This is a genomic window from Sessilibacter sp. MAH3, from assembly GCF_054658275.1.
Map to the genome: position 1 here is coordinate 35,866 of NZ_BAAGIE010000026.1, position 22,618 is coordinate 58,483.

The following is a 22,618-nucleotide window of genomic DNA, read 5'->3' on the forward strand; positions in this document are numbered from 1 at the left end:
TTGTCTAAACAATGGCGTTAAATTTTTACGAGAGAACTTAGAATAACGAGCTGGGAAATTGGCCCGGCTGTAGCTCGTTTAATTTAGGCATTACAGAGCTTGCTTCTAAATTAACTGCGCCGAACGGTTCCGTCATTGCAACAAACACTTTGCGATTGCCAGAAAAAACATTTCTACCATGGCTCACACGTAGATTGTCGATCAGCATTACGTCACTTTCTTGCCACGGGAAACTTACCGTGTGTTCTTCTATTACTGCACGAATTTCATCGAGTATTTGATCTGGGATTTCGGAGCCATCGCCGAAATATACGTTTCTGGGTAGATCTTCTTTATCCACTACGGACAATAAAGTTTCTTTTACTGAATCAGATAGATTAGAAATATGGAACAGATGCGCTTGGTTGAACCATGTCCACCGGTGATTTTTAGGATGTTGAATACTTACCTGACATTTTTGCCAAGTACGTAATTCATCGTCATCTTTCCATTGAAACCCAATATTATTTTTGTCGCAGTACGCAGAAACTTCTTCTTGATTGTCAGTCCCGAAGGCTTGCTGCCAAGGTAAATCCAAACCATTACCATAGTTTCTTACGTACAATAATCCTTTCTTTTCGAAGATATTTTTAATTTGGGCAGGAATTGAATCGTAGATTTTTTGACAGTCGGCTATAGGCGTTTCACCATTGTTTTCGGCAACAAGACGACTGTAGAACCATAATTTTTTCGGCCATTGTAAACAGTATGCTTGCTCGCAATGTTGTGGAATAACTTGATGAGACGGATATTCTGTAGATGTATAGACGCCTTTTTTTATCACACTTCTGGGCGTTGAACCAAAATCGTAGTTCAATAAATCAAAATCAAATATACGTATTATTGAAGCAAATTGTTCTTCGTTATCAACTGAGAATCCTCGCATTAATACAGCACCATAGTGATCAAAACTACGTTCTATTACTGATTTTAGTTGCGCGATTTGCTGATTTAGATGTTGAATATTCGAGTAACTTTTATCAATTACACCTGCAATCGTACTGGGCGTAATGATGTATGGTAATGCGCTCATAGTCTGTGCCAGATCTATTTTGGAGAATAGTAATAAAGCGATCACTTAAGCAGATATTGTTGTTTTTCTTAGAAAAACTCAGCAATGTGGATCACTTCACGAATATAAATGATAATGATTCGTACTCTTGTTATTGATAAGTTTAAAGTATTGATGCATCATTCTTCAACATAAATTAACGCATACTTGGAAATTATTTTTTCTAAGAAAGTTTGGGTTAATTAACACACATAAAAACTTACGCGCTTATTACTGTGCCGAGATTTATACCGGCGCATATACAGACTGGCTACTTTCTCGACTCTCTTACGTTATTAATTTAAATGTGCTCGACCTATATGGGATATCGAAATGACTCTAGAAACAATTATCGAGTATGAAAATAAACAAGCAAAAAATGATCGACACAACGTTATTTCGGTTTTGTCTGATTCTTTAACGAGATTTTTACAGCAAGAAGAATTTAAGATTGCTGACAATGTTTTTTTATCAGAGCAAAACCAAACAGAATCAAATGCGCGCAGTTATCCTAGAAATATTCCGATCGCGATAAAAAAAGCTCAGGGAATTTTCGTTGAAGATACACAGGGGCAATTATTTATAGATTGCTTGGCCGGTGCGGGCACATTTGCGTTGGGACACAATCACCCTGAAGTTGTTCGTGCAGTAAACGACTATTTAGTATCCGGCGGGCCCTGGCAAACACTTGATCTAACATCGCCAGCAAAGCGAGAGTTTGTAAAGGAAGTATTCAGTATTTTACCGAAGGAATTTGCACGTTGCGCTAAGTTACAATTTTGCGGTCCAGCCGGAACCGATGCGGTAGAAGCTGCAATTAAACTTGCTAAAACGGCAACAAAACGCAGCGGTATTTGGTCTTTTTCGGGCGCTTATCACGGAATGACCAACGGCACCTTGTCACTTATGGGTAATCGAGGAACTAAGTCTCCGGTTCCTGATTTAATGGCCAATGTCCAGTTTATGCCGTATCCCTATGAGTATCGTTGCCCCTTTGGATTAACTGGAGAGGCAAGTATTTACGCTAATTTAAATTTATTAGAACATCAGCTATTAGATTCTCATTCGGGTACGCCCTTGCCTGCTGCAATTGTTGTTGAAGCCATTCAAGGCGAAGGCGGTGTTATTCCTGCTCCGCTAAAATGGCTACAAGGGTTAAGAGATTTGTGTGATCGCTTTGATGTTCCGTTAATTTTTGATGAAATTCAATGCGGCGTTGGCAGAAGCGGAAATATGTTTGCTTTCGAATTTGCCAATATTCAGCCGGATATTTTGGTCATGTCTAAAGCGATTGGTGGTGGTCTTCCTATGGCATTAATTGCATATCATGAAAAACTGGATAAATGGCTTCCCGGAGCGCATACAGGTACTTTTCGTGGTAACCAATTAGCCATGGTGGCCGGTGCTAAAACATTACAGCTTATTCGCAGTGAGAATATTTTAGAAAACGTGCGTAAACGTGGTGATCAACTTTTATCGGCACTTAAACGTTTACAACAAGACTACGAATTTTTAGGCGATGTTCGCGGACGAGGTTTAATGATCGGTGTTGAAATTGTATCGGCAAACAACAGCCCACAAAAACCAAAAATGGCAGACGGAAATATTGCACGAAAAATACAACAACTTTGTTTACATCATGGCCTTATTTTAGAGTTAGGTGGTCGAGCCGGTGCCACGGTAAGATTTTTACCACCGCTGAACATCACACAGCAAGAAATGAGCATTGTAATTAACATATTTCTGGCTTGTGTTGCTGAAGTTGCACAAACTATTCATGAGCCATAACAATTAGATTGCTAATTAACGGATGAGTTATTTGTGCTAAAAAAACCGGCAAAAGCCGGTTTTTTTAGAATTTGCTTGTTTTGGAAGTTAATTCTTTTTAATCAAATTAATGCTTTTTAACCTAAGTGCCACTTATTAAATAACTATTAATTGGGTTGGTTTTGATATGTTGGTTATTTTTCGGTAAAGGTAAATTCATTAGTATTATTTAAGGAGCCTCTGATTAGTTCATCCGTGATTTAATCAGAGGAAGAAATTGAAAATGGGATTTCCAATTTCTTCACAATTTTAATCACTTACCGTTCTTGGAATTGACGACACATCCTTGCGTTATCGAAATTCAGCTTGGAGCCTGTTACCTTAAAACTCTTTTGACACTGAAAAAACAAAACTTCTCGGCACAGAGGTGCCAACGCGAACAGACGCAAAAAGATCTTCCGCTACGCCACCTTGGGCTAACTGATATTCTTCGTCAGTAAGGTTAATGGCATTAAATTGAAACTTCCATAAATTGTGCTTGTAGTAGGCAACGGCATCAACCTGCGTAAAACCGTCAAATTCGGTATTATTTTCGGCACTGGCGAAGGTATCATCTTGATAAAAAAGACCGCCACCAATACCAAAGCCATTGGTAAACTCGTAAACGCTCCAAAGGTTAGCGCTATTTTCTGGAATACCGGCTTGCTCTCTGCCATCGAGATCCAACACGCCACCAAAAATGGATGTAGTTACTGTATCTATTTCGCTGTCTATATACGCGTAACCGGCAACAATACGCCAAGCATCGGTAATCTTACCGATAATTTGTACGTCCAAACCTCTAGACTCAACCCGACCAATCGTATCAAAAACATTAAAGTTAGATTGTTGTGTGGCCGCCGCGTCAAAGCTTGCGACATCTTTACGTTCGGCATCGTATAAAGCAACCGTGAACAATAAACGTTCATTCAATACATTAGCTTTTAAGCCAATTTCAAATTGAGAGTTTGTTTCGGAGTCGATTTGGTTACCATTAACGTCTAAGCTACCTGTTGCTGGTAGGTAACCTTGCGCGTAACTTGCATATAACGAAATATTTTCGGCAGGTTTATAGATCACACCTAAACGACCGGTAAAATCTGTATCGTCGAATGCCTCATCGCCGCCAAGATTAGCATTGCTTTCGTAATCGACAAATCGACCACCAAGTAGAACTGTGAATTGTTCATTAATTTCAATTAAGTCTTGTACATTAAGAGAAATTTCTTCCGATTTGATTTTTATATCGGTACCAACTGGATTTAAAAATACCTCATCGGTTGGAATTCCCGCAGCCAATGGTACGAACGACCGTTGATTGCTGAAGATGTTATAAGTAGCGATATTTAAACCGGTTGTGGTAAATGAGTTGGTTTCTAATTCTTCGTAAGAAATACCAAGCAATAATTTATGCGCTAGCGATCCACTTGAAAATTCAAATAAATTGTTTGCTTGCAGATAAGTTGTTTCACCCTCGCCTTCACCAAAACGCGGTTGAATTAAAACCGTACCATCTGGCAATAATACTTGCCCTAGGTTAACCGGCGCGGGAAATCCTATTTGAGCCAATAAACCAATGGTTGCTGGCGTTGCAAAAAGCGGCGTGGAATCGAAATTTGTTTTTTCGTTTTTTGTATAGGATGCTAAAAGATCAATACTGTAAAAATCATTAATTGGCTGATTGTAAGTTAACGATACACGAGTTGACTCTGCATTACTGCGATTATTAAATCCTGCAATACCATAAAACTGTTCTGTGTCTAATACACTGGAATCGTAATCGAAACCGTTGATAAAGTCGCCGCTTAAAATTTGTGAACGATCGGTGGTGAAGTCGTCGTCAATATATTCGACGGATGCCGTTAATATTCCGCCGGTATTGTTAAGATACGAAATTGACGGATTTAACAGAAATCGTTCGCGCTCTACAAAATCTCGGAAGCTGTCTGAATCTTCGTAAGAGCCAACAATACGATAAGCAAACTGGTCTGAGTTACCAATAGCACCGGTGCTATCAAATTCAATTTTTGAAAATGAATCGCTTCCGGTTAATAGTTCGACTTCATGAAAAGATTCAAACTCAGGTTTTTTTGTAACGTAATTAATAGTGCCGCCAGGTTCACCCTGGCCGTATAAAATAGCGCTAGGCCCTTTTAAGACCTCGACCTTTTCAATATTTGCAGTTTCGGTAGAAGGTATATTGGTAGAGTTTTGCGCATTATTAATGCGTGCACCATCTTTATATATCGACTGCGACGCACTAAAGCCGTGAATTGCGAATTGTTCTTCACCACCATTACCGGTTTTAAATTTAGTTACGCCAGATACGTTACGTAATGCATCATCAACGTTATTAACCTGCTGGTCTTTTAAGATATCTTGGTTGATTACGTCAATCGAAATTGGCACATCTAGTGGAGATACATTAAAACCGATAGAACCGGAAACCTCTTCGGTTTGGTACTCTCGCTTATGGCCCGTTACAGACACTTCTTCGATTTGTGTATTTGATTGAGCAAAAGAAATAGAGTTGACCGATAAAATAGCCACGCACAACCCACAACGTTGCGATTTCTTAATATTCATACATTGACCCAAGATATATAATAATTTTACGTCACCCATTGTTTTTACAAAACAAATAGCCATTGCAATGCCTAAAGATGGCCCCTAGCCTTGAACTAGAACGAGAAATTACTACAAATAACAATAATTATCAATCGCAATTGAGTGATATAACAAATCTAACTATTCTAATTTAAGGTAATTTGATAAAAATCAGATACGTCGGTGTGTGAGACTGCTGCTCGTGAGTGGAGTTATTGAATTGCCAGAACGCACACTAAATGCATAGCGCACGCCATTAATGTTTAAGGTTACAACCCTACCACTTGAGTTAAAAGCTTTAGGTAAGAATACAAAAAGCAGAAACGTTCTTCGCTTTTAATGGAAACTTCCTGTTATTTAAGTGGTTGCATAACTATTTGATTGCCTGCCAGTTTTGTTGGTACTGCCCTGCTGGCTTTCTTCGCTAGTTTGTTACTGAATAACATCCAGCCTAAAAGCGTTGGCAACATAATTACCGAAAACAAAACAAGAAAAACTCTAACCGCAACAGCGCTGTGAGGTTGGTTTTGTTGGATGTAATGTTGTTGCGCTGGTGTGTATGTGGTGTGTGGTGAATTTAATAAAATCTCTGTCTTAAATATCTGGCCTTGTGCATTTTTAGCGACCAGGGTTGCTTCTATCGGTTGATTTAGATTGGCTTTCTCGATAAAAATTTTCGTTTCAAAAATATTCCAACCGGAAGAGAATAACCAAGACCGATCATTGATGATTAATTCTAAAAAATCTAAATTAACGGGTCGCGTAAACTCTACGCCTAGATTGATCAAATACCCAGACGCTAAGGTTTCTGACCGATCAGGATCAGTCGCTTCAGAAGCCAAGCCGCGTTGATAGAACATGCCGTTAAATGGCCCAAGCTCGGTAAAATCAACCGCCTGAACAATAGGTTGAATTGGTGCTCCTTCCATTTTAAAGAAGCCTAAAACAGAAAACGTAGTGCTGAGTAATACTAAAAACACGCAGGTTGTGGTGGTTACAACAGAGTACCAAGTTGATTTAACTGCTTTTGAGCCAACGGCTTTTATCCTGAGTAACCACAAATACCATCCGGCTAAAATAGAAAACGATAAAACGAGACCTGCAAAAAACCAGATAAAACGAGTGAAAACGCCACCAAATGTACCAAAGTGTAAAACATCAGCGGTATGTACCCAACGATCATAAGCAGATAAATCAGAGGCTACATAATGTTCGTATACCTTTAAGGTAACCGGGTCAATTGCCACGTAATTTGCGGCGTCTCGAACCAATAAAGGCCCTGCTTGACCGTAAACGTGTACCAACTCGCCGGGTTTTCTGGGTAAAAATAAGTAAGCGATTTCTAGTGAAGGAATGGCCTCTCTCGCTACAGAGAGATATTCATCAACGCGTAATTCGGGTAAATAATTCTCTTGGCCAAGATAATGTAAATTGTCTTCTTGATGTAATACCACATCTGATTCACCGGAAATTTTTTCTATTAAGTACCAAACACCGGTCACGGCAAATAGCAATGTAAACGCCAAAAACCAAAGCCCTAAAGATCTGTGTAAATCAATCCAAAATATTCGTGAGCCCTTGGATGAACGAATTCGAGACATGTTTTTTAGGCGATTTTTCAACAATAAAAAACCAGCGACTAAAGAAACAAGTAAAAATAAGCCAAAAATACCCACAAAAAACACGCCGTTGGGGGTCATTTTTGTTTTTATAATAAAAAATTGTTTGTGCAGAATACGAAAGAAATTTTTTATATTTAAACGATTTCTCTCGGCAATGATCTCGCCACTGTAAGGGTTTAAATAAACAATAAATGCCCCCCTCTCATAATCTTCCATCAAGGCTACAGCTGGCACATAAGGAAGAGCCGGAGATAAACTTAACACAGGCACTAAAGCGCCGGGATAAGTCTCTTGCAATGAATGATAGAGAACATCGGCGGTTACTGGGGTTGTATTTTCTGAGGTTGGGACTCGAATTTCGGGGTCAAGCAACCAATCTAATTCATAACTAATTGTCGAAACAGTACCCGAAATACAGATAAAGAATAAAATTGGCCCAACAATAAGCCCAACCCATGAGTGAACTGCAAATAGTTTTTTGTTTGATATCACATCAAAACCACGCTGAACAAAAATATGAATACACATCACAAGGTTGATCTTCCATATAAAACTACAGGAAGCTCAAACTAAGCATTATTTCGTGCGACATAATGTGATGCCACCTGTTTTAAGAATTATAAATATTGGCATTTGTTAAAAAATTGATAGTGATATTTTTGGCTTCTACAGTCTGAGCTAATAAACGGCCTGTTAGTTAAGGGCGATATATCATTATTTAGCAGAAATGTATTTTTAATACTAATGATAATTATTTATAATTACAACCAAACTTTCTTGCAATTGTCTAAATATCTATGCTGATTGGAATTAACGATGATATGGATGGACACAGATTATGTGCTTTGTGAAGTAAGTGACTGCGGTAACACACGAGGTTATAAACGGATTTAGAAGTGTTGTTGGCGTGTTGTTAGACTTGCCCTACGAGGAAATCATCCGTTCAATTTCTTTCTTCAGTATGGGTTCCCAATTATAGGCATTAGAGGTTGTACTTAATCAATTTAGATTATTAACCTGCCCCTTCCCAGAAATTAAGCTTTACCATTTGAAGCAAAAGATGTTTGCTCAAGTACTGCGATAAAGGGCTGGATAGAACAAGCTCAGTTGTCAGAAGACCTCCCTGTTCTGCTTAATCAATTGTTGAGATCATATCGGAGATAAGTAAGGCATCCGACGTTCGATGATTGAAAAACGATAAAGAAATTTTGCTCCGTGAGTAATATCTTAGCTTAGGAGGATCCTGTAAATCCGTTGCGACGTGTTCGATCTGAGATTATTCATGTTCTATTAATTGGATTTCCAGTTGTTCGTTTATCAAGCGTTTAAATTCTTCCTGACTAAAAAGATGCAGAGATTCTGCAGATTCTGCTAAAGTTTTATTGCATATGTCTGCTTGCTGAGCGATCTTTGTCGCCACATCATAGCCAATTTTAGGTGCTAGCAGAGTAATAACGGACAAGTTGTTACGCATATTGATATCAACTTGAGTACGATTAATTTTTAAACCTCGTATAGCGTTTTCTGAAAAAGAAGTTATTGCATCGGCCAGCAAATCGATGCTTTCTAAAACATTATGAATAATTACTGGGCGATAGGTATTCATTTGCAACTGACCGTTTGAAGCAGCAAGAGAAACCGTCAGATCATTGCCAAATACCTGTAAACATACCATGCTTAATGCTTCACATTGGGTTGGATTTACCTTGCCTGGCATAATAGAGCTGCCAGGTTCATTTACCGGTAAATGCCATTCATTTAGTCCACAACGAGGCCCACTACCGAGCAGTCGAAAATCGTTGGCGATTTTAAATAAGGTCGCGGCCAACTGTTTGAGTGAACTGCTGTAAAATAGTAACGCATCTGCTCCAGAAACTGCCGCGTATAAGTTTGGGTGCTGAACAAATGGTAACTGGTATTGCTCTGCCAACAGTGCAACCACCTTTTGGCCGAATAACTCCGGTGCGTTAGCACCTGAGCCCACTGCCGTACCTCCCTGAGCTAACTGATAAACCGCACTCAAACTGTCTTTAATTGCAATTTTTGCTGCTGTTATTTGATTGCCATAGCCCGACAACAGAGCGCCCGCATTAATTGGTAGCGCATCCATCAAATGAGTACGCCCGACCGTATAGATGCTCTTAAATTCTGTTTGTTTATGGGATAATTCGCGCTCCATTAACTCGATAGCGGGCAGCAGTATTTTTATTGTCTGCTGTGCTACAACGATATGCATGGCGCTGGGAAATACGTCATTGGACGACTGTGACATATTAACGTGATCATTCGGGTGTAATTCTTCAGCATCTATTGATTTGTCACTTGGATTGTTTTGGCGCAAAAAGGTATTCGCCAGCGATGCAATGACCTCGTTGACATTCATATTAGTTTGCGTGCCCGATCCTGTTTGCCATATCCGTAATGGAAATTGATCACGGTGCTTACCGTTTAGAATCTCATCACAAGCATGAACAATGGCTTTAAACCGTTTAACGTTTATCAGTTTTAATTGGTAATTAATGGTTGTGCAGGCACGTTTGATGGAAACTAGGGCGTTAATAAAGTCCGAATTAAAAGTATGGTTTCCGATATCAAAATATTTTAGCGACAGTTGAGTTTGTTTGCCCCATAACTCATTTGTTTGGATTGCAGACAAACCATCGGCACCTGTGTCCTGCTGGATTTCGGACCGCTTATTTACCGAACTTTGTTTTGATTGTTTAGTCGTGATATCGGTCATTGTGTTGGTTATTTATGAATTGTTGAGCAACATACGGCAGAACACCACCGGCAAAAAAATATTCGAGTTCTTGATAATTGTCGATTCTAAGAACTACCGAGATAGTGCGCGTCAATAGAGGTTTGTGACTGCTGGATGTCTGTTGACTACTTGTTATTTCCAGAAGCATCCTTTGTTTGGGTAGCAGTTGATTATTTTTGATAGTATCGGTTGGCCTTAGAATGGAGATGCTCTCGTCACCGTTTAACGACAAATCATCGATGGTTGTTTCTGGTAATAGTTGCAATGGCATAATACCCATTCCAACTAAGTTGCTACGATGAATACGTTCAAAACTTTCTGCAATAACGGCTTTAACATTCAACAACAAGCATCCTTTCGCGGCCCAGTCACGGCTTGAGCCGGTACCATATTCTTTGCCTGCAAAAATGACCAAAGGAATATTTTTCTCTGTGTAATACTGGCTAGCCGCGAAAATAGTCACGGGCCCAGCTTCTTCAATGTTGATTGATTGGCTTGTATTTTGTGTATTCTCGGCGTCTTCATATATGCGAGTAAACCCCCCTTCCATTGGCGTCACTATGGCATTTTTCAGTCGCTTGTTAGCAAAGGTACCGCGTACCATAATTTCATGATTACCTCGACGTGCACCATAACTGTTAAATTGGTCCGGTTTAACATGGCGCTTTAGCAAATATTCTCCTGCAGGACTATCCAGGCTAATTCTTCCTGCTGGTGAGATATGATCTGTGGTAATGGAGTCGCCCACTATCGCTAAAATTCTTGCCGCAATAATTGGATTGGGTTTTTCATGCTGCTGAAAGAAGGGAGGCTTACGAATATAGGTCGATTCTGGATTCCAGGGAAAACACTTACTGCTTGTGACATCTAAGTCATTCCAATACTCATCGCCTTGCAAAATATCTTTATAAGACAGCGCATAGAGTTCTTGGCTGACCTGCAGCATCGCGTGTTCGAGCTGCGAATTATCTGGCCAGATATCACTTAAAAAAACCGGGTTATTTTCTTGATCAAATCCTAAAGGCTCTGTATCAAAATTGATCCGCGTATGCCCTACTAAAGCAAAAGCTACGACCAACGGTGGTGAGGCCAGCCAGTTGAGTCGGACGGAGGGGTGAATTCTTCCCTCAAAGTTACGATTGCCAGAAAGCACAGCACTGACGTGTAAATTGCCCATTTCAATCACGGATTCAAGATTATTGTTTAAGGGGCCTGAATTGCCAATACAGGTTGTACAGCCAAAGCCAATTCGCTGAAAACCCAGCTGATCTAGGTAGGTTTGCAATCCAGAACGGTTCAGATAACGAGCAACTACTTGGGAGCCGGGTGCAAGTGACGTTTTAACATGGGGCTTAACCAACAAACCTTTTTTAACAGCTGCTTTGGCAAGCAAGCCGGCAAGCAGCATGACGCTGGGGTTGGATGTATTCGTGCAGGAAGTAATGGCAGCAATCACCAAGTCACCATCCATCAGCGACGACTGAGCATCACTTGATTCACTAACGCCACCGTGACCTGCCAGTGCACATTCGTCGAGGGTTTTTTGCTTAATAGCGGCAAGTGGTAAGCGATCTTGTGGACGCTTCGGACCTGCGATACACGGAACAATGTTATTTAAGTTGATAACTAAGCTTTCCCCATAAGTGGGCGCTTGGGATTCATGATCAGAACTGTAAAATAGTTCTTGTGTAACAGCGTAATTGTGGACTCGCTCAACTAATGAGGCCGGTCTATTCGTTAAGGTTAAGTACTCGATAACTCTTGCATCAATTGGAAACAATGCGCAGGTTGCTCCGTATTCAGGCGACATGTTGGCAATTGTGGCACGGTCAGCGACGCTAAGATTACTGACACCAGCTCCATAAAATTCAACATATTTTCCTACCACACCATGATTTCTTAAAATCTCCGTGATACTTAGAACGAGATCCGTTGCGGTAACGCCACAGGGCAACTCACCGTCTAATCTAACGCCCACAACACGAGGCGCATTCAAACTTAAAGGCTGCCCTAACATAACCGCTTCGGCTTCAATGCCGCCCACGCCCCAGCCGAGCACCCCGAGCCCATTGATCATGGTGGTATGACTATCAGTGCCCACCAGCGTATCTGGAAATAGCACGTCCTCTTTTTTACGTATCACTTGGGCAAAATATTCGAGATTAACCTGATGGCAAATACCTTTTCCTGGAGGAACCACTGTAAGATTTTCAAATGAACCCTGAGCCCATTTTAAAAACTGATAGCGTTCTTTATTTCGTTCCATTTCACGTTGGCGGTTGTACTGCAATGCATTTGAATGGCCTGTTTGATCTGCAATAACGGAGTGATCAATGACAAGATCGACGGGACACATAGGATTGATTTTTTCAGCATCGCCGCCACTCGCAAATACGGCATCGCGCATAGCTGCCAAGTCAGCAATGGCGGGTACGCCAGTGTAGTCTTGCATGAGTACGCGGCTAGGGTAAAATTGAAACTCGAATTCGGCGGTATTAATACCTGAGATCAACGCCTTAATTAAGACCTGTAAATATGCGGTATTTTCTTCATCTACATTGTTTTCAATGTTGCGCATGATATTTTCTAAAAACAGTCTTATAACTAAAGGTTGATCACCTAACGTAAAGTCAAAATCTTGTGCCAATTGCTTTAAAGACCAATACATGTTTCTACAGCCGCTTTCACCCAGATGAGTGAGATAGCGTTCACGCCATTGCTTTTTCGTAGTAGGAATTATGTTAATCATAATAAACAAGACCAGTCTGTGGATGCCATACGCTATTGAACGATGCTCGTAGCGGGGAGCTTGCAACCTAAATTGGTAGACTTATTTTCGATGTGCCAAGATAAACCGGTATGACGGCTGAGTGCCAGCACCTTGCCTGAATCAATCAATGTTATTTGAATCTCAGCTGGTGTTGGTTTATTTGAAATTGTACTTTGTTTATTCATTTTATTTACTCTTTAATTATATTACTAATGTTAGAAATTATATTTGAGCCTTTAAATCCTTTATTTCATTAAAAGTTTGCTATAAATCCTTTAAAGGCGGAAATTGTATCCGCTCAAAAAAAACAGAACGGATACAGAGAAATTCAAAAATCAATTTCAAGAGAGTCGAGTTAGTTCTTTTTAATTGAATCTTTTGGGTCGTTTTTTTGATTAGATTGGTCTGGCTTCTGCGCAAATTGTTTTTGTTGCTCAGGTTTTGGTTGTGATGTTTGAGCTGGTTTTTCAGGCTTGTTTTGGTGTTCTTTATTTTCTTGTGACGTTTTCATTTCTTCTCACTTTCTATTTTCGAGTCCACAGACTGTGGTTTCTCGTTACGAACATAATGCTATTCTTTTAGTGCAATGTCCGTACGTTACCGAACATACCCGACATTTATTTATTTTTAAGATGGCTATGAAACAAAAAATATCTATAGGAGCCTCTGATTAACTCATCCATGATTTAATTGGAGGAAAGAAATTGAAAGATGCGATTCCAATTTATTCATAATATCAAGCGCTTGCTGGTCTTGAGGTCGGCAATGCCTCCCTGTGACTATAGAAACTTTAGGCTAATAAGAGTTTTCTATAAATTTTAAAAACAAAAGCGGAGTACTTTATGATTCAAGAAAATGGTACTAGCAGTAGTAAATTAAATATTAATACTAGTGGTGCTGGCGTACAGGCTGATTCAGACACTCTTTTAGTGAATGTAAGCAACATGCTTGGTTATAAAATTGTTAAAAAAAATAAAATTATGGGGAATATTAAAGATATTGTATTTAGCGTAACACGTGGATATATTAGTTACGTGATACTTCCCTCTGATTTATTTTTAAGCATAAACAGAAAGCTCATGCCTAAACTAGTAAATGCTCTTAAATTCGACGTAGAAAGAAAACATTTTCTACTGAATATAGGAAAAGAAGTTCTGACAACTCAATATTGCTGAATTTGAGGCTGTATTAGGTTCAAATACCCTATTTTGACGATAAGAAATTTAATAATATTCAACAATTATTAATTGAACTCTTTTTTAATAAAGGAAATAGCCGATCAGTTTCCTTTTTTACAACCGCATAGCATTCACATGACAAGTTCTCCAGTTTTGATCGATCAAGCACTGTTATATGGCCTCTGTGATACTCGATCACTCCCAATTTCTGAAGTTTCCCGGCGGCCTCTGTAACACCTTCACGTCGTACACCTAGCATATTGGCAATTAATTCCTGTGTCATAAACAAATTTTTGCCACTCATTCTGTCGAGTGACAAAAGTAGCCAGCGGCACAATTGTTGATCTATTGAGTGATGACGGTTGCAAACAGCCGTTTGAGCCATTTGAGTAATAACCGCTTGTGTGTACCGCAAAAGTAAAACCAGCAACTCTTTGTGGAGACTAAATTCCTCAATAAATTTTTGCCTAGGTAACCGATAAGCGAAACCGTAGCTCTGCGTTACCGCTCTACTTGGCGTGCTTTCCCCGCCTAAAAATAGCGCTGTACCCACCACGCCTTCGTTCCCAACCACAGCTATCTCTGCGGAATCACCGTTCTCCATTACATATAATAACGATACTATAGAGTCTGTAGGGAAGTATGCGTGACGAAGAGTATCGCCGGACTCATACAATACATGTCCAAGAGGTAGTTCGATCAGCTCAAGGTTTACTAATAGGCGTTGCCGAACCGTGTGGGGAAGGCTCGCAATTAATAAATTTTGGCTTGGATCATGAAGTTCGCTGTAGCGACTCATAATTGAACGATTCCTTATAAATTTATCGTATTGTGTATTGAGTTAACGACGAAAAATGTCAGCATAATTGGAGTGTTTTCGATCCAATTATTAGTCCGTTGATATTGTCTGAATACCGTTTAAATAGATCGCTGTTTGTAGATAAAATGTCAGTGGAATCTTTGTCGATAATATATTTAGAGGAGGCAAAATCATTTTGCCCAATTTTTGATTGATGGGGGCAGTAAACTAATAAATCAAGAGAAGAGGTCCTATTAAGCCGTTCAATAAATTATCATTTGCTGTGGTGAATTTTGAGGTTTTGTTTAGGTTTTCCCCACTATGCTTACGCTGTCGGTTTGTCTATAAAAAAGCGTAGAGAATCTTCTATTTCCTTGCATGAACGGGGTTTTCTCACGTTCCTTTACGGCTTCTTTACGTCCCTTGGAAGGCGGCATCTAGAGACTTTATGCGTAACGTTCCTACCATTCATGAGATTAAGGGTCTCATTGCGGTAGGTAGATGAAAAAAAATTTGCGGCTTATCACCATATTACATTTGTGCAGTTTTTTGGTGTTGTTGTACAGCTTGTCAATGTTGATCCCAATTATAATTGGATTGATTTACGGTGAAGCGCATTTTTTCCCCTTCCTGTTGACCTTTTTTTCGGCATTTGCACTTGGGGTTATCGGTTGGCAGGCTACAAACCGCGGGGATAAGGCCATTCATACCCGTGACGGTTTCATGATTGCCGTGCTGTTCTGGGTAATCTTTTCCGCCATCAGCACGATGCCATTGTATTTCGATGATCGTCTAGGCTTGAGCCTAACAGATGCCCTATTTGAAGGTGTTTCCGGAATCACTACGACTGGCGCTTCCGTACTGGATGACATCGACCATCTGCCAAAATCTATTCTGTACTATCGTGCCCAATTAAATTTCTTGGGGGGGCTGGGAATCATTGTACTTGCTGTGGCGGTGATGCCGTTTCTGGGTATTGGGGGCACCAAACTTTATCAGTCTGAAACGCCAGGTCCAATGAAGGAAGAAAAGTTCACGCCGCGTCTAGCGGATACCGCCAGAAACCTTTGGGTGATCTACTCAGGTTTGGCCTTGTGTTGTGGGGCTTCTTATTACCTTGCTGGCATGGACTGGTTTGACGCCCTGTGCCACAGCCTATCGACGGTCTCTTTGGGTGGGTTTTCTACACATGGTAGTAGCCTAGGTTATTACAATAATCCCCTCATTGAGTTGGTGGGCGGGATGTACTCGATTCTTGCGGCTGTCAACTTCTCCTTATATTTCGCGGCCATTAGCCGCCGTAGTCTGCGCCCGATTCTAACTAACTCAGAGCTTCGCTTTTTCTCGCTGATCCTGTCACTAGCCGTAGGTGTAACGTGCCTCGAACTCTTCAGAACCGAGACATTCGAAGTTCAAGATGCTCTGATTCACGGTTTCTTCCAGGCCGTTTCCATCATGACTGATAACGGTCTCGGCGCTGGAAATTACCCTTTCTGGCCGACACATATGATACTACTGCTGTTGGGTGCGAGCTTTTTTGGTGGTTGCGTGGGCTCCACCTGTGGCGGCATCAAGGCGATGCGATTTCTATTGCTGTATCGTCAAGGTAACCGTGAAATCAGTCAGCTCGTTCATCCCAATGGCATCTTTTTAACAAAAGTGGGTGGGCAATTGGTGTCGGATCGGGTGATGCAATCTGTCTGGAGCCTGTTTTTCTTTTATATTTTCTTTGCGTGCGTGTTCGCCTGGGGGTTGACGGTATTAGGGTACGATTTTGCCACTGCTTTTGGTACTGTTGCGGCCTGTATCAACAATATGGGGATTGGCTACGGCGATACCGCATTGGGATTTGGCACCCTGAAAGACCCGGCCAAATGGCTGATGTGTGTGGCCATGCTGTTTGGGCGTCTGGAAATATTCCCTATTCTCATCGTTTTATCCCGTACCTTCCGGCGCTTCTAAAACAATTTATTCGATCCGGGTATTGGCCAGGCTCTAAAGCGCAATACTGGATGTGTCCACAAGGTCATCATTTAACGATTCAATAAATAATGTCGAGAAGCATTCCGACATGCTGGTATCAATGGCGGCAAGCCTTTTGGAGATCCTTTCAGCAATATGGTCGCTAGCGACGGATTTGCGACGCCAATAGCCGAGGTGGTAAGTGGTTTTCTGGGCGACATCTTAATGGTTTAGATGCAACCCGAAAAGCAACGTAATAACCGCAATTAATGTCGTCTGATTCAATAGAATGCTTCCTGTACCATCAATCGATATCCCACACCGGCTTCGGTGCGTATGTAAAAGGGTTCGGCTGGATCGTCTCCCAGTTTTTGCCGTAAATGGCTAACCACGATACGCAGATAGTGGCTATTATCCTTGTGAGCTGGGCCCCAGATCTCCTGCAGTAGTTGGGTCTGCGTGATAACACAGTTAGGTGATTGCGCGAGTTTGGCCAATACAGCGTATTCCTTGGGTGTGAGATCTATCTTCTCACCTGCCAAGGTGACCCAACGTTTACCAAGGTCAATATGAAGGCGCCCATCATCGAGAATGACCGGCGAATCGGGTTTGATGTGGTCACGAACATTCGCACGAACGCGCGCGAGAAATTCCTCAATGCTGAAGGGCTTGGTCACATAATCTTGAGCACCGGCATCAAGGGCGCGAACTTTTTCCCGGTCGCTGCTGCGCACCGAGAGCACGATCACCGGTACTTTCGACCAGGTGCGCAGTTCGCTCAATACCGCATGTCCGTCCATATTCGGCAATCCCAGATCCAACACCACGAGATCTGGCTGTTGGCGGGCAATTGCCGCCAAACCAGATTCTCCATCTTCCGCTTCGGTTACATCGTAGCCTTCACTTTTCAGGGCGATGCGTAACATGCGCCGAATCGGCGCTTCATCGTCCACAATCACAATTTTTATACTCACGTTTTATGTTATTCCTCATCGGATGGTGGTGCAGTGGGCGGCATATCCAGGGGCAGTTCCACGACAAAGCGTGTACCCTTGTGTTCAGTTACTGGCGTAGCCTGCACCATGCCACCATGGGCGCCGATCATGCCGCGACAGATGGCCAATCCCATGCCCGTGTTTTGCTTTTTCTTATCGCCGTCGGCAACGACAAAGAACATATCGAAGATTTTTTCCCGCAGGTCTTCGGCAATACCGGGGCCGCAGTCTTCAATGGCGATGGTACAGCGCTTGTCTTTGGCAGTAATGGAGACGTCAATTTTCTCATTGACCGGCGTAAAACGCGCGGCATTTTCCAGAATGTTAAATAGTGCCTGCTCTATTAATGCCGCATGCACATACAAGACAGGCGCAGCATCTGGAAAATGGGTTTCTGTTTTGATACTGGGGTAATAGCGCTTGAGACGGGTCAGAGCACTGCCTACGATGTCGGCGATCGACACCCAGTCGCGCTCGATCTTGAGCGTGCCGTATCCCAGCTGGGTCATATCCAGCAGATTCTGGATATAACTGTCCAGACGGCGACTCTCCTGCAAGATAGTTTCTATCAATTCCTTCCGATCTTGGGGTTCTAATTGTTGATCCAGCAGTTGCAGACTTTCGGCTGCACCCATCATCGCCGCCAACGGTGATTTGAGGTCGTGGGAAACCGATGACAACAGCGCTGATCGCAGTTGTTCCACCTCGGTTTTTACTCGTGCGGCTTCCAGTTCTCTGACCAGTTGTGTACGCCGCCAAGTGTCGGCTCCTTGACTGACAATCGCAGTGATCAAGGTTTTGTCGCCAGGAGCAAGAATAGTGGCGATGTCTGGGAATTTGAGTGCAGCACAGGCAATGCTCTGGCTGTCCTTGTTGATCGGAAACAATGTCCATTCGGAGGCATTTAATGTGTCGCTGAAGCGACCGGAGATTTTATGGTTGCGGCCAGTCCAGTCAATGGCGGCCTGGTCAACCGGTGTGAAGGGCCGTGTCGGTCTTGGCCAGGGTTCACCATCCGCAGGCACAATCACACATTCCACAGGCAGAGATTCCGAAATAACCTTATGCATGCCTCTCCAAATAGCAATCGGATCTTCGGCGATCGAGAGTTCCTGACCCAGCAATCGCATGGCTTCGGAGTAGCGATTGGCGTCGTGCAGTAAAATAAACTGTCGTCGAATCCGAGAAGCCGCCGGCCCACAAGCCAAGGCAATTACCAACAGAAAAAACAGAGTGACCAACTCATCCTGCTGCGTTACGTGGAAGGTATAGCGTGGTTCCGTGAGAAAAAAATTGAAGCTCAGAAACGCCAGAATCGATGCGGTGACGGCCGGTCGCCAGCCGTGTTGTAACGCGGCTGCCACGACCGCCAACACATAAACCAGTACCAGTGTAGTGTTGACGACTACCAGCTCTAGGGGAACCGCTGCCGCCGTGGCGACGACTACCGCCAACGCGGCAAAACCATGGGCTTTCCAGGAACCCCAAGGGGAGATTCTGGTCGGCAATACATGTGCTGACTGGCGGGAAGCGCTGTCCTGTGCGCGAATCACCGAGACTTCCAAAGGCAGACCGGATTCGATCAACTGCTGATAGAGCCGTTTGCGCCAAAAGAGCATACGTCGACGTGTACCGGCCCCCACCAAAACGGTATTGATACGGTGCTCTTGAATGAATGGCACAATCGTCTGGTAGGTACTGGGGCCGCGCAGTGTTTCTATCTCGGCACCCAGTCCTCGGGCGAGGGAAAAAGCCGATTGCAGGCGCAGTGACGATTGACGATTGGCCACACGCCCTGTATCGACCCACACCACTGTCCAAGGGATTTTGCGTCGATTCGCGATCTGGCGGGCGATACGAATCAGGTATTGGTGATCACTGTTTTGGCTAACCAGCACAAGTAGCTTTTCTTGAATGGCGAATGTGCGCCCTTTGGCATCGGCATGCAATTCGGTGGTCAGCCGCGCATCTACCCGCTCCACTACCTCGCGCATGGCCAGTTCTCGCATCGCCGTGAGGTTGGTTGGGGAAAAGAAGGCGTCCAGCTCCGAACGGGCATACTCAGGCAGGTACACCTTGCCTTGTCGCAGGCGTTCAATCAATGTGGTTGGAGGCAAATCGATAAAGAGAAGTTCGTGGGCATCATCCACAAACTGATCCGGTACGGTTTCACGCACTTGAATGCCAGTAATCTGCAGTACTAGATCATTGAGGCTGGCTAGGTGTTGGATGTTGACCGTGGTATAAACGTCGATACCGGCGCTGAGTAACTCGGCGATATCTTGATATCGGCGTTTATGGCGGCTGCCGAGGACGTTGGTGTGCGCCAGTTCATCCACCAGTATCAGTTGCGGACGCCGAGCCAGCGCACCATCCAAATCGAACTCCGTCAGGGTCGTATTATGGTAATCAACAACCCTGCGGGGCAGCACCTCCATCTTGTCCAGCATGACCTCCGTGGCGCTGCGGTTGTGAGTTTCCACCAGGCCTACGACCGTATCCACGCCCTCCTGCAATCGTTCGCGGGCTGCGCTTAGCATGGCGTAGGTTTTTCCCACACCCGGTGCGGCACCGAGAAAGATCGTGAGCCGACCGCTCTCGTTACCCACGATACGTTGCAACAGCGCGTCAGTGTGACCGGATCGCTCATCCATGGTTAGCTTCCCCGCGCGCTATGGCCCTTAATGAGGAAAGCAATGGAGTGAAAATCAGCATATTGTCGTGTTCTTAATTCTTTTATTGGTGATCTTTCGTATTAACAGCCAAATGGTCAAGCGCTAAGTTCATTCAGTATTGGAAGATTGCACATGCCAGCGGCCCCGATAACAGCACGGTACTCGTAAAGGACGCCTGCGCGTGTAGATCGCGGTGTCAGCGTAAGACAAGGTGGGGTAAATTTTCTAGATGGCAGGCGTTACTAGGCGTAATTTTTCCGTATAGGTTACCGAAAGGCATCCTTGGAATAGATTTTCAGCAATAAAAGGCGTTATCCAATGAGCAGGCGCGCTAGGACTTTGAGGCGTTTAACGGAGGGCTCACACAGAGTTGATCGATTCTAAGAACGCCATCGCGCAACTTACGCCCCAATAACAGGGCCTAGAGCACCAGGTAGAACAGCTAAGCCAAGAAAATGGCGAGCAAAGCCAGTCCTTGGAAGAAGCCAGATCTGAGTCGCGTGCGATGAAATCATTACACAACAACCTTCTATTCTTCTAACTTTGGCCACTCGACGAAATTGGCCTATTTAGAAGTCATTTTTTGATTAGAAGCCACTTTTTGATGAGTTTTATTCCGTAAGCTTTTTGATGTGCGTTCGACTCTCAGAATTTAACGGCGTTAAGCAACCACTAGGTACTATTTGATAATGTAACACTTACGGTTTCTTCATACGGAAAAACGGAAGGTCCAAATTGGTTGTAGATTGCAACGTCAGCTGCGTCACGACCATATCCAATTGCAACATAACCCCCTCTTTTGGTGTCTTGTGTCGCGTCGAATGTATACCAACGGCCCGATACATAAGCCTCGAACCATGCATGCAACTCCATAGGATTTAACATGTGAAAATAACCCACAACCATACGTGTTGGAATGCACAGACTACGACACAATGCGATACCAAGATGCGATAGGTCTCGGCACACGCCAACACGAACCTTATTTACTTCAATGGCCGACGATGGAAAGTAACTGCTGCCCGGTTCAAAACGGATGTTCTCCCGAAGCCATCTCTCAATTGCCGCGACCTGATCGTAGCCTGGGGACTGATTCAGCACGATTTCTGTCGCCATCTCGTTAAAATAATCGGATTCACAATATCGACTAGGAAGAAGGTACTTAAGCACACTATTTGGCAGATTCTCTACGTTGATAAATTCGCCGCCATGGGCAATATCTACCGTATCGGAAGTTTTAATTATGGCTGTTGTCGATATCATAAAATCACCTGGCGGCGCCACTAGCCGCTGACAGAGATTGCCGAAATCGTCTGTAAATTCAAAAGCAGATACAGGTGGGCTAAGAATGTAAGCCTCAGAGGCAACCCATTGCTGGTCTCCACTTCTGGGTCGTAGCATCAAAATAAACGGTGTGGGAGTTTTAATATCGAACCTTAATTTACAACTTGTGCGTAACCACATTAAATTATTCCTTTTAATAATGATTAACTGATCTCAGTCACCAAAACTTCCACATTCATAGACGCGCCACTACTTCCATAGAAGCTTCCAGAAATGGGTGGCACGGATTCTGGCCGTCTGGCGACCGCGGTAGCGATATGGTGAACTCCAGCTACGGTTCCGTAGGTGGGGTCGAACCCTTTCCAGCCGGCACCGGGAATAAAGACTTCTGCCCATGCATGGGTAGATTGATTTTCTTTCGATATACCGTCTGAATAGATATAACCGCTAACAAACCGTGCGGCAAAACCCAGTCGTTGTGCAGCAGCCATAAAAAGACTGGCAAAATCCCGACAAGAGCCCGAATTGCTGGCAACGGTATACTCCGCACTTTGCACGCCCTCTTCTTCTCTTCTTACATAGACTAGGGTTTTAAAAATACGTCGATTTATACGTTCAAGTAACGAAAATGTTTGAATTTTTTCATAGTTTTTCCAATTCTCATCCACCCAGTCAGTGAAAATTCGATTTAATTTGTCTGGATTTGTTAAATAAGGTGATAAAGAAATAGTATCTTCATATCGATAAGTGAATGGGTAATTAACTGCATGCACGGAAACTAAAAAGTCTAAAGGATTTAAATCGTATTTTTGTATTATTATTTCACTTTCAATGGTTAAAAAATTTGATTTATCTGTAAATGACGCAGTAGCCACCGAATTGCTTTCTACATCTCGATACCAACGCACAACAGCAGGAGGAAAGATAGTCAACTTGGAGGACTCAATTCGTAAATCATGCCCCTCTCGTGGTCGTAAACGAAAGGTATGCGGTAATAGCTCTACATGATCGGTGAAATCATATCTTGTTTTATGAGTGATCTTAAGTCGCTTCAAATTAATTCTCTTTG

The 22,618-nt window shown here is 42.9% G+C and carries 15 protein-coding genes; 3 read left to right on the forward strand and 12 right to left on the reverse strand.

The genetic code is table 11. From position 1 onward, the window contains the following. Positions 1–37: 37 nt before the first annotated feature. Positions 38–1,072: a TauD/TfdA family dioxygenase gene (locus ACYQ2C_RS14720; RefSeq protein WP_460103858.1), complete on the reverse strand. Its 1,035-nt coding sequence runs from the start codon at positions 1,070–1,072 to the stop codon at positions 38–40. A 351-nt stretch (positions 1,073–1,423) separates the two neighbouring features. On the opposite strand from ACYQ2C_RS14720, the gene ACYQ2C_RS14725 reads away from it, so the two are divergent. Beyond that, entirely contained in the window at positions 1,424–2,878 is a 1,455-nt protein-coding gene (locus tag ACYQ2C_RS14725) for a diaminobutyrate--2-oxoglutarate transaminase family protein (RefSeq protein ID WP_460103860.1), read from the forward strand. Positions 2,879–3,238: 360 nt separating this feature from the next. On the opposite strand, the gene ACYQ2C_RS14730 is transcribed toward ACYQ2C_RS14725, so the two are convergent. The 6 genes from ACYQ2C_RS14730 to ACYQ2C_RS14755 all read right to left on the reverse strand — a co-directional run bounded on the left by ACYQ2C_RS14730 (position 3,239) and on the right by ACYQ2C_RS14755 (position 13,167). After that, complete coding sequence (locus ACYQ2C_RS14730) at positions 3,239–5,482, reverse strand: TonB-dependent siderophore receptor (RefSeq protein ID WP_460103862.1); 2,244 nt, start codon at positions 5,480–5,482, stop codon at positions 3,239–3,241. Positions 5,483–5,856: 374 nt separating this feature from the next. Continuing rightward, positions 5,857–7,653, reverse strand: a complete 1,797-nt coding sequence (locus ACYQ2C_RS14735; RefSeq protein ID WP_460103863.1) for a PepSY-associated TM helix domain-containing protein — start codon at positions 7,651–7,653, stop codon at positions 5,857–5,859. 748 nt (positions 7,654–8,401) lie between these two features. Beyond that, positions 8,402–9,865 (reverse strand): class II fumarate hydratase, encoded by a 1,464-nt coding sequence (locus ACYQ2C_RS14740; RefSeq protein WP_460103865.1) that lies wholly within the window; start codon positions 9,863–9,865, stop codon positions 8,402–8,404. Further along, positions 9,846–12,635, reverse strand: coding sequence for an aconitate hydratase AcnA (gene acnA / locus ACYQ2C_RS14745; RefSeq protein WP_460103867.1), 2,790 nt, complete (start codon positions 12,633–12,635; stop codon positions 9,846–9,848). The genes ACYQ2C_RS14740 and acnA overlap by 20 nt, the downstream gene beginning before the upstream one ends. Before the next feature lie 32 nt (positions 12,636–12,667). Further along, the gene (locus tag ACYQ2C_RS14750; RefSeq protein WP_460048103.1) at positions 12,668–12,841 is read right to left on the reverse strand and encodes a hypothetical protein; all 174 of its coding nucleotides are present in this window, start codon (positions 12,839–12,841) and stop codon (positions 12,668–12,670) included. A 170-nt stretch (positions 12,842–13,011) separates the two neighbouring features. Continuing rightward, entirely contained in the window at positions 13,012–13,167 is a 156-nt protein-coding gene (locus tag ACYQ2C_RS14755) for a hypothetical protein (RefSeq protein ID WP_460048104.1), read from the reverse strand. 331 nt (positions 13,168–13,498) lie between these two features. On the opposite strand from ACYQ2C_RS14755, the gene ACYQ2C_RS14760 reads away from it, so the two are divergent. Continuing rightward, positions 13,499–13,831 carry a PRC-barrel domain-containing protein gene (locus tag ACYQ2C_RS14760; RefSeq protein ID WP_460103868.1) on the forward strand — a complete coding sequence of 111 codons (333 nt, stop codon included), beginning with the start codon at positions 13,499–13,501 and terminating at the stop codon, positions 13,829–13,831. Between the two features lie 58 nt (positions 13,832–13,889). Here ACYQ2C_RS14760 and ACYQ2C_RS14765 read toward each other — a convergent pair whose 3' ends face one another. Continuing rightward, entirely contained in the window at positions 13,890–14,633 is a 744-nt protein-coding gene (locus ACYQ2C_RS14765) for a Crp/Fnr family transcriptional regulator (RefSeq protein ID WP_460103870.1), read from the reverse strand. A gap of 501 nt (positions 14,634–15,134) precedes the next feature. Between ACYQ2C_RS14765 and ACYQ2C_RS14770 the strand changes: the two genes are divergently transcribed. Next, on the forward strand, positions 15,135–16,595 hold the full coding sequence (locus ACYQ2C_RS14770) for a TrkH family potassium uptake protein (RefSeq protein ID WP_460103872.1): 1,461 nt from the start codon (positions 15,135–15,137) through the stop codon (positions 16,593–16,595). 281 nt (positions 16,596–16,876) lie between these two features. On the opposite strand, the gene ACYQ2C_RS14775 is transcribed toward ACYQ2C_RS14770, so the two are convergent. The 4 genes from ACYQ2C_RS14775 to ACYQ2C_RS14790 all read right to left on the reverse strand — a co-directional run bounded on the left by ACYQ2C_RS14775 (position 16,877) and on the right by ACYQ2C_RS14790 (position 22,604). Then, entirely contained in the window at positions 16,877–17,569 is a 693-nt protein-coding gene (locus tag ACYQ2C_RS14775) for a response regulator (protein ID WP_460103874.1), read from the reverse strand. 8 nt (positions 17,570–17,577) lie between these two features. Next, positions 17,578–20,244 carry a DUF4118 domain-containing protein gene (locus ACYQ2C_RS14780; RefSeq protein WP_460103876.1) on the reverse strand — a complete coding sequence of 889 codons (2,667 nt, stop codon included), beginning with the start codon at positions 20,242–20,244 and terminating at the stop codon, positions 17,578–17,580. A 693-nt stretch (positions 20,245–20,937) separates the two neighbouring features. Beyond that, a complete protein-coding gene (locus ACYQ2C_RS14785; RefSeq protein ID WP_460103878.1) occupies positions 20,938–21,729 on the reverse strand; it encodes a transglutaminase-like domain-containing protein in 792 nt (263 codons plus the stop codon). Positions 21,730–21,752: 23 nt separating this feature from the next. Beyond that, positions 21,753–22,604, reverse strand: coding sequence for a transglutaminase family protein (locus ACYQ2C_RS14790; protein ID WP_460103880.1), 852 nt, complete (start codon positions 22,602–22,604; stop codon positions 21,753–21,755). Positions 22,605–22,618 lie beyond the last annotated feature (14 nt).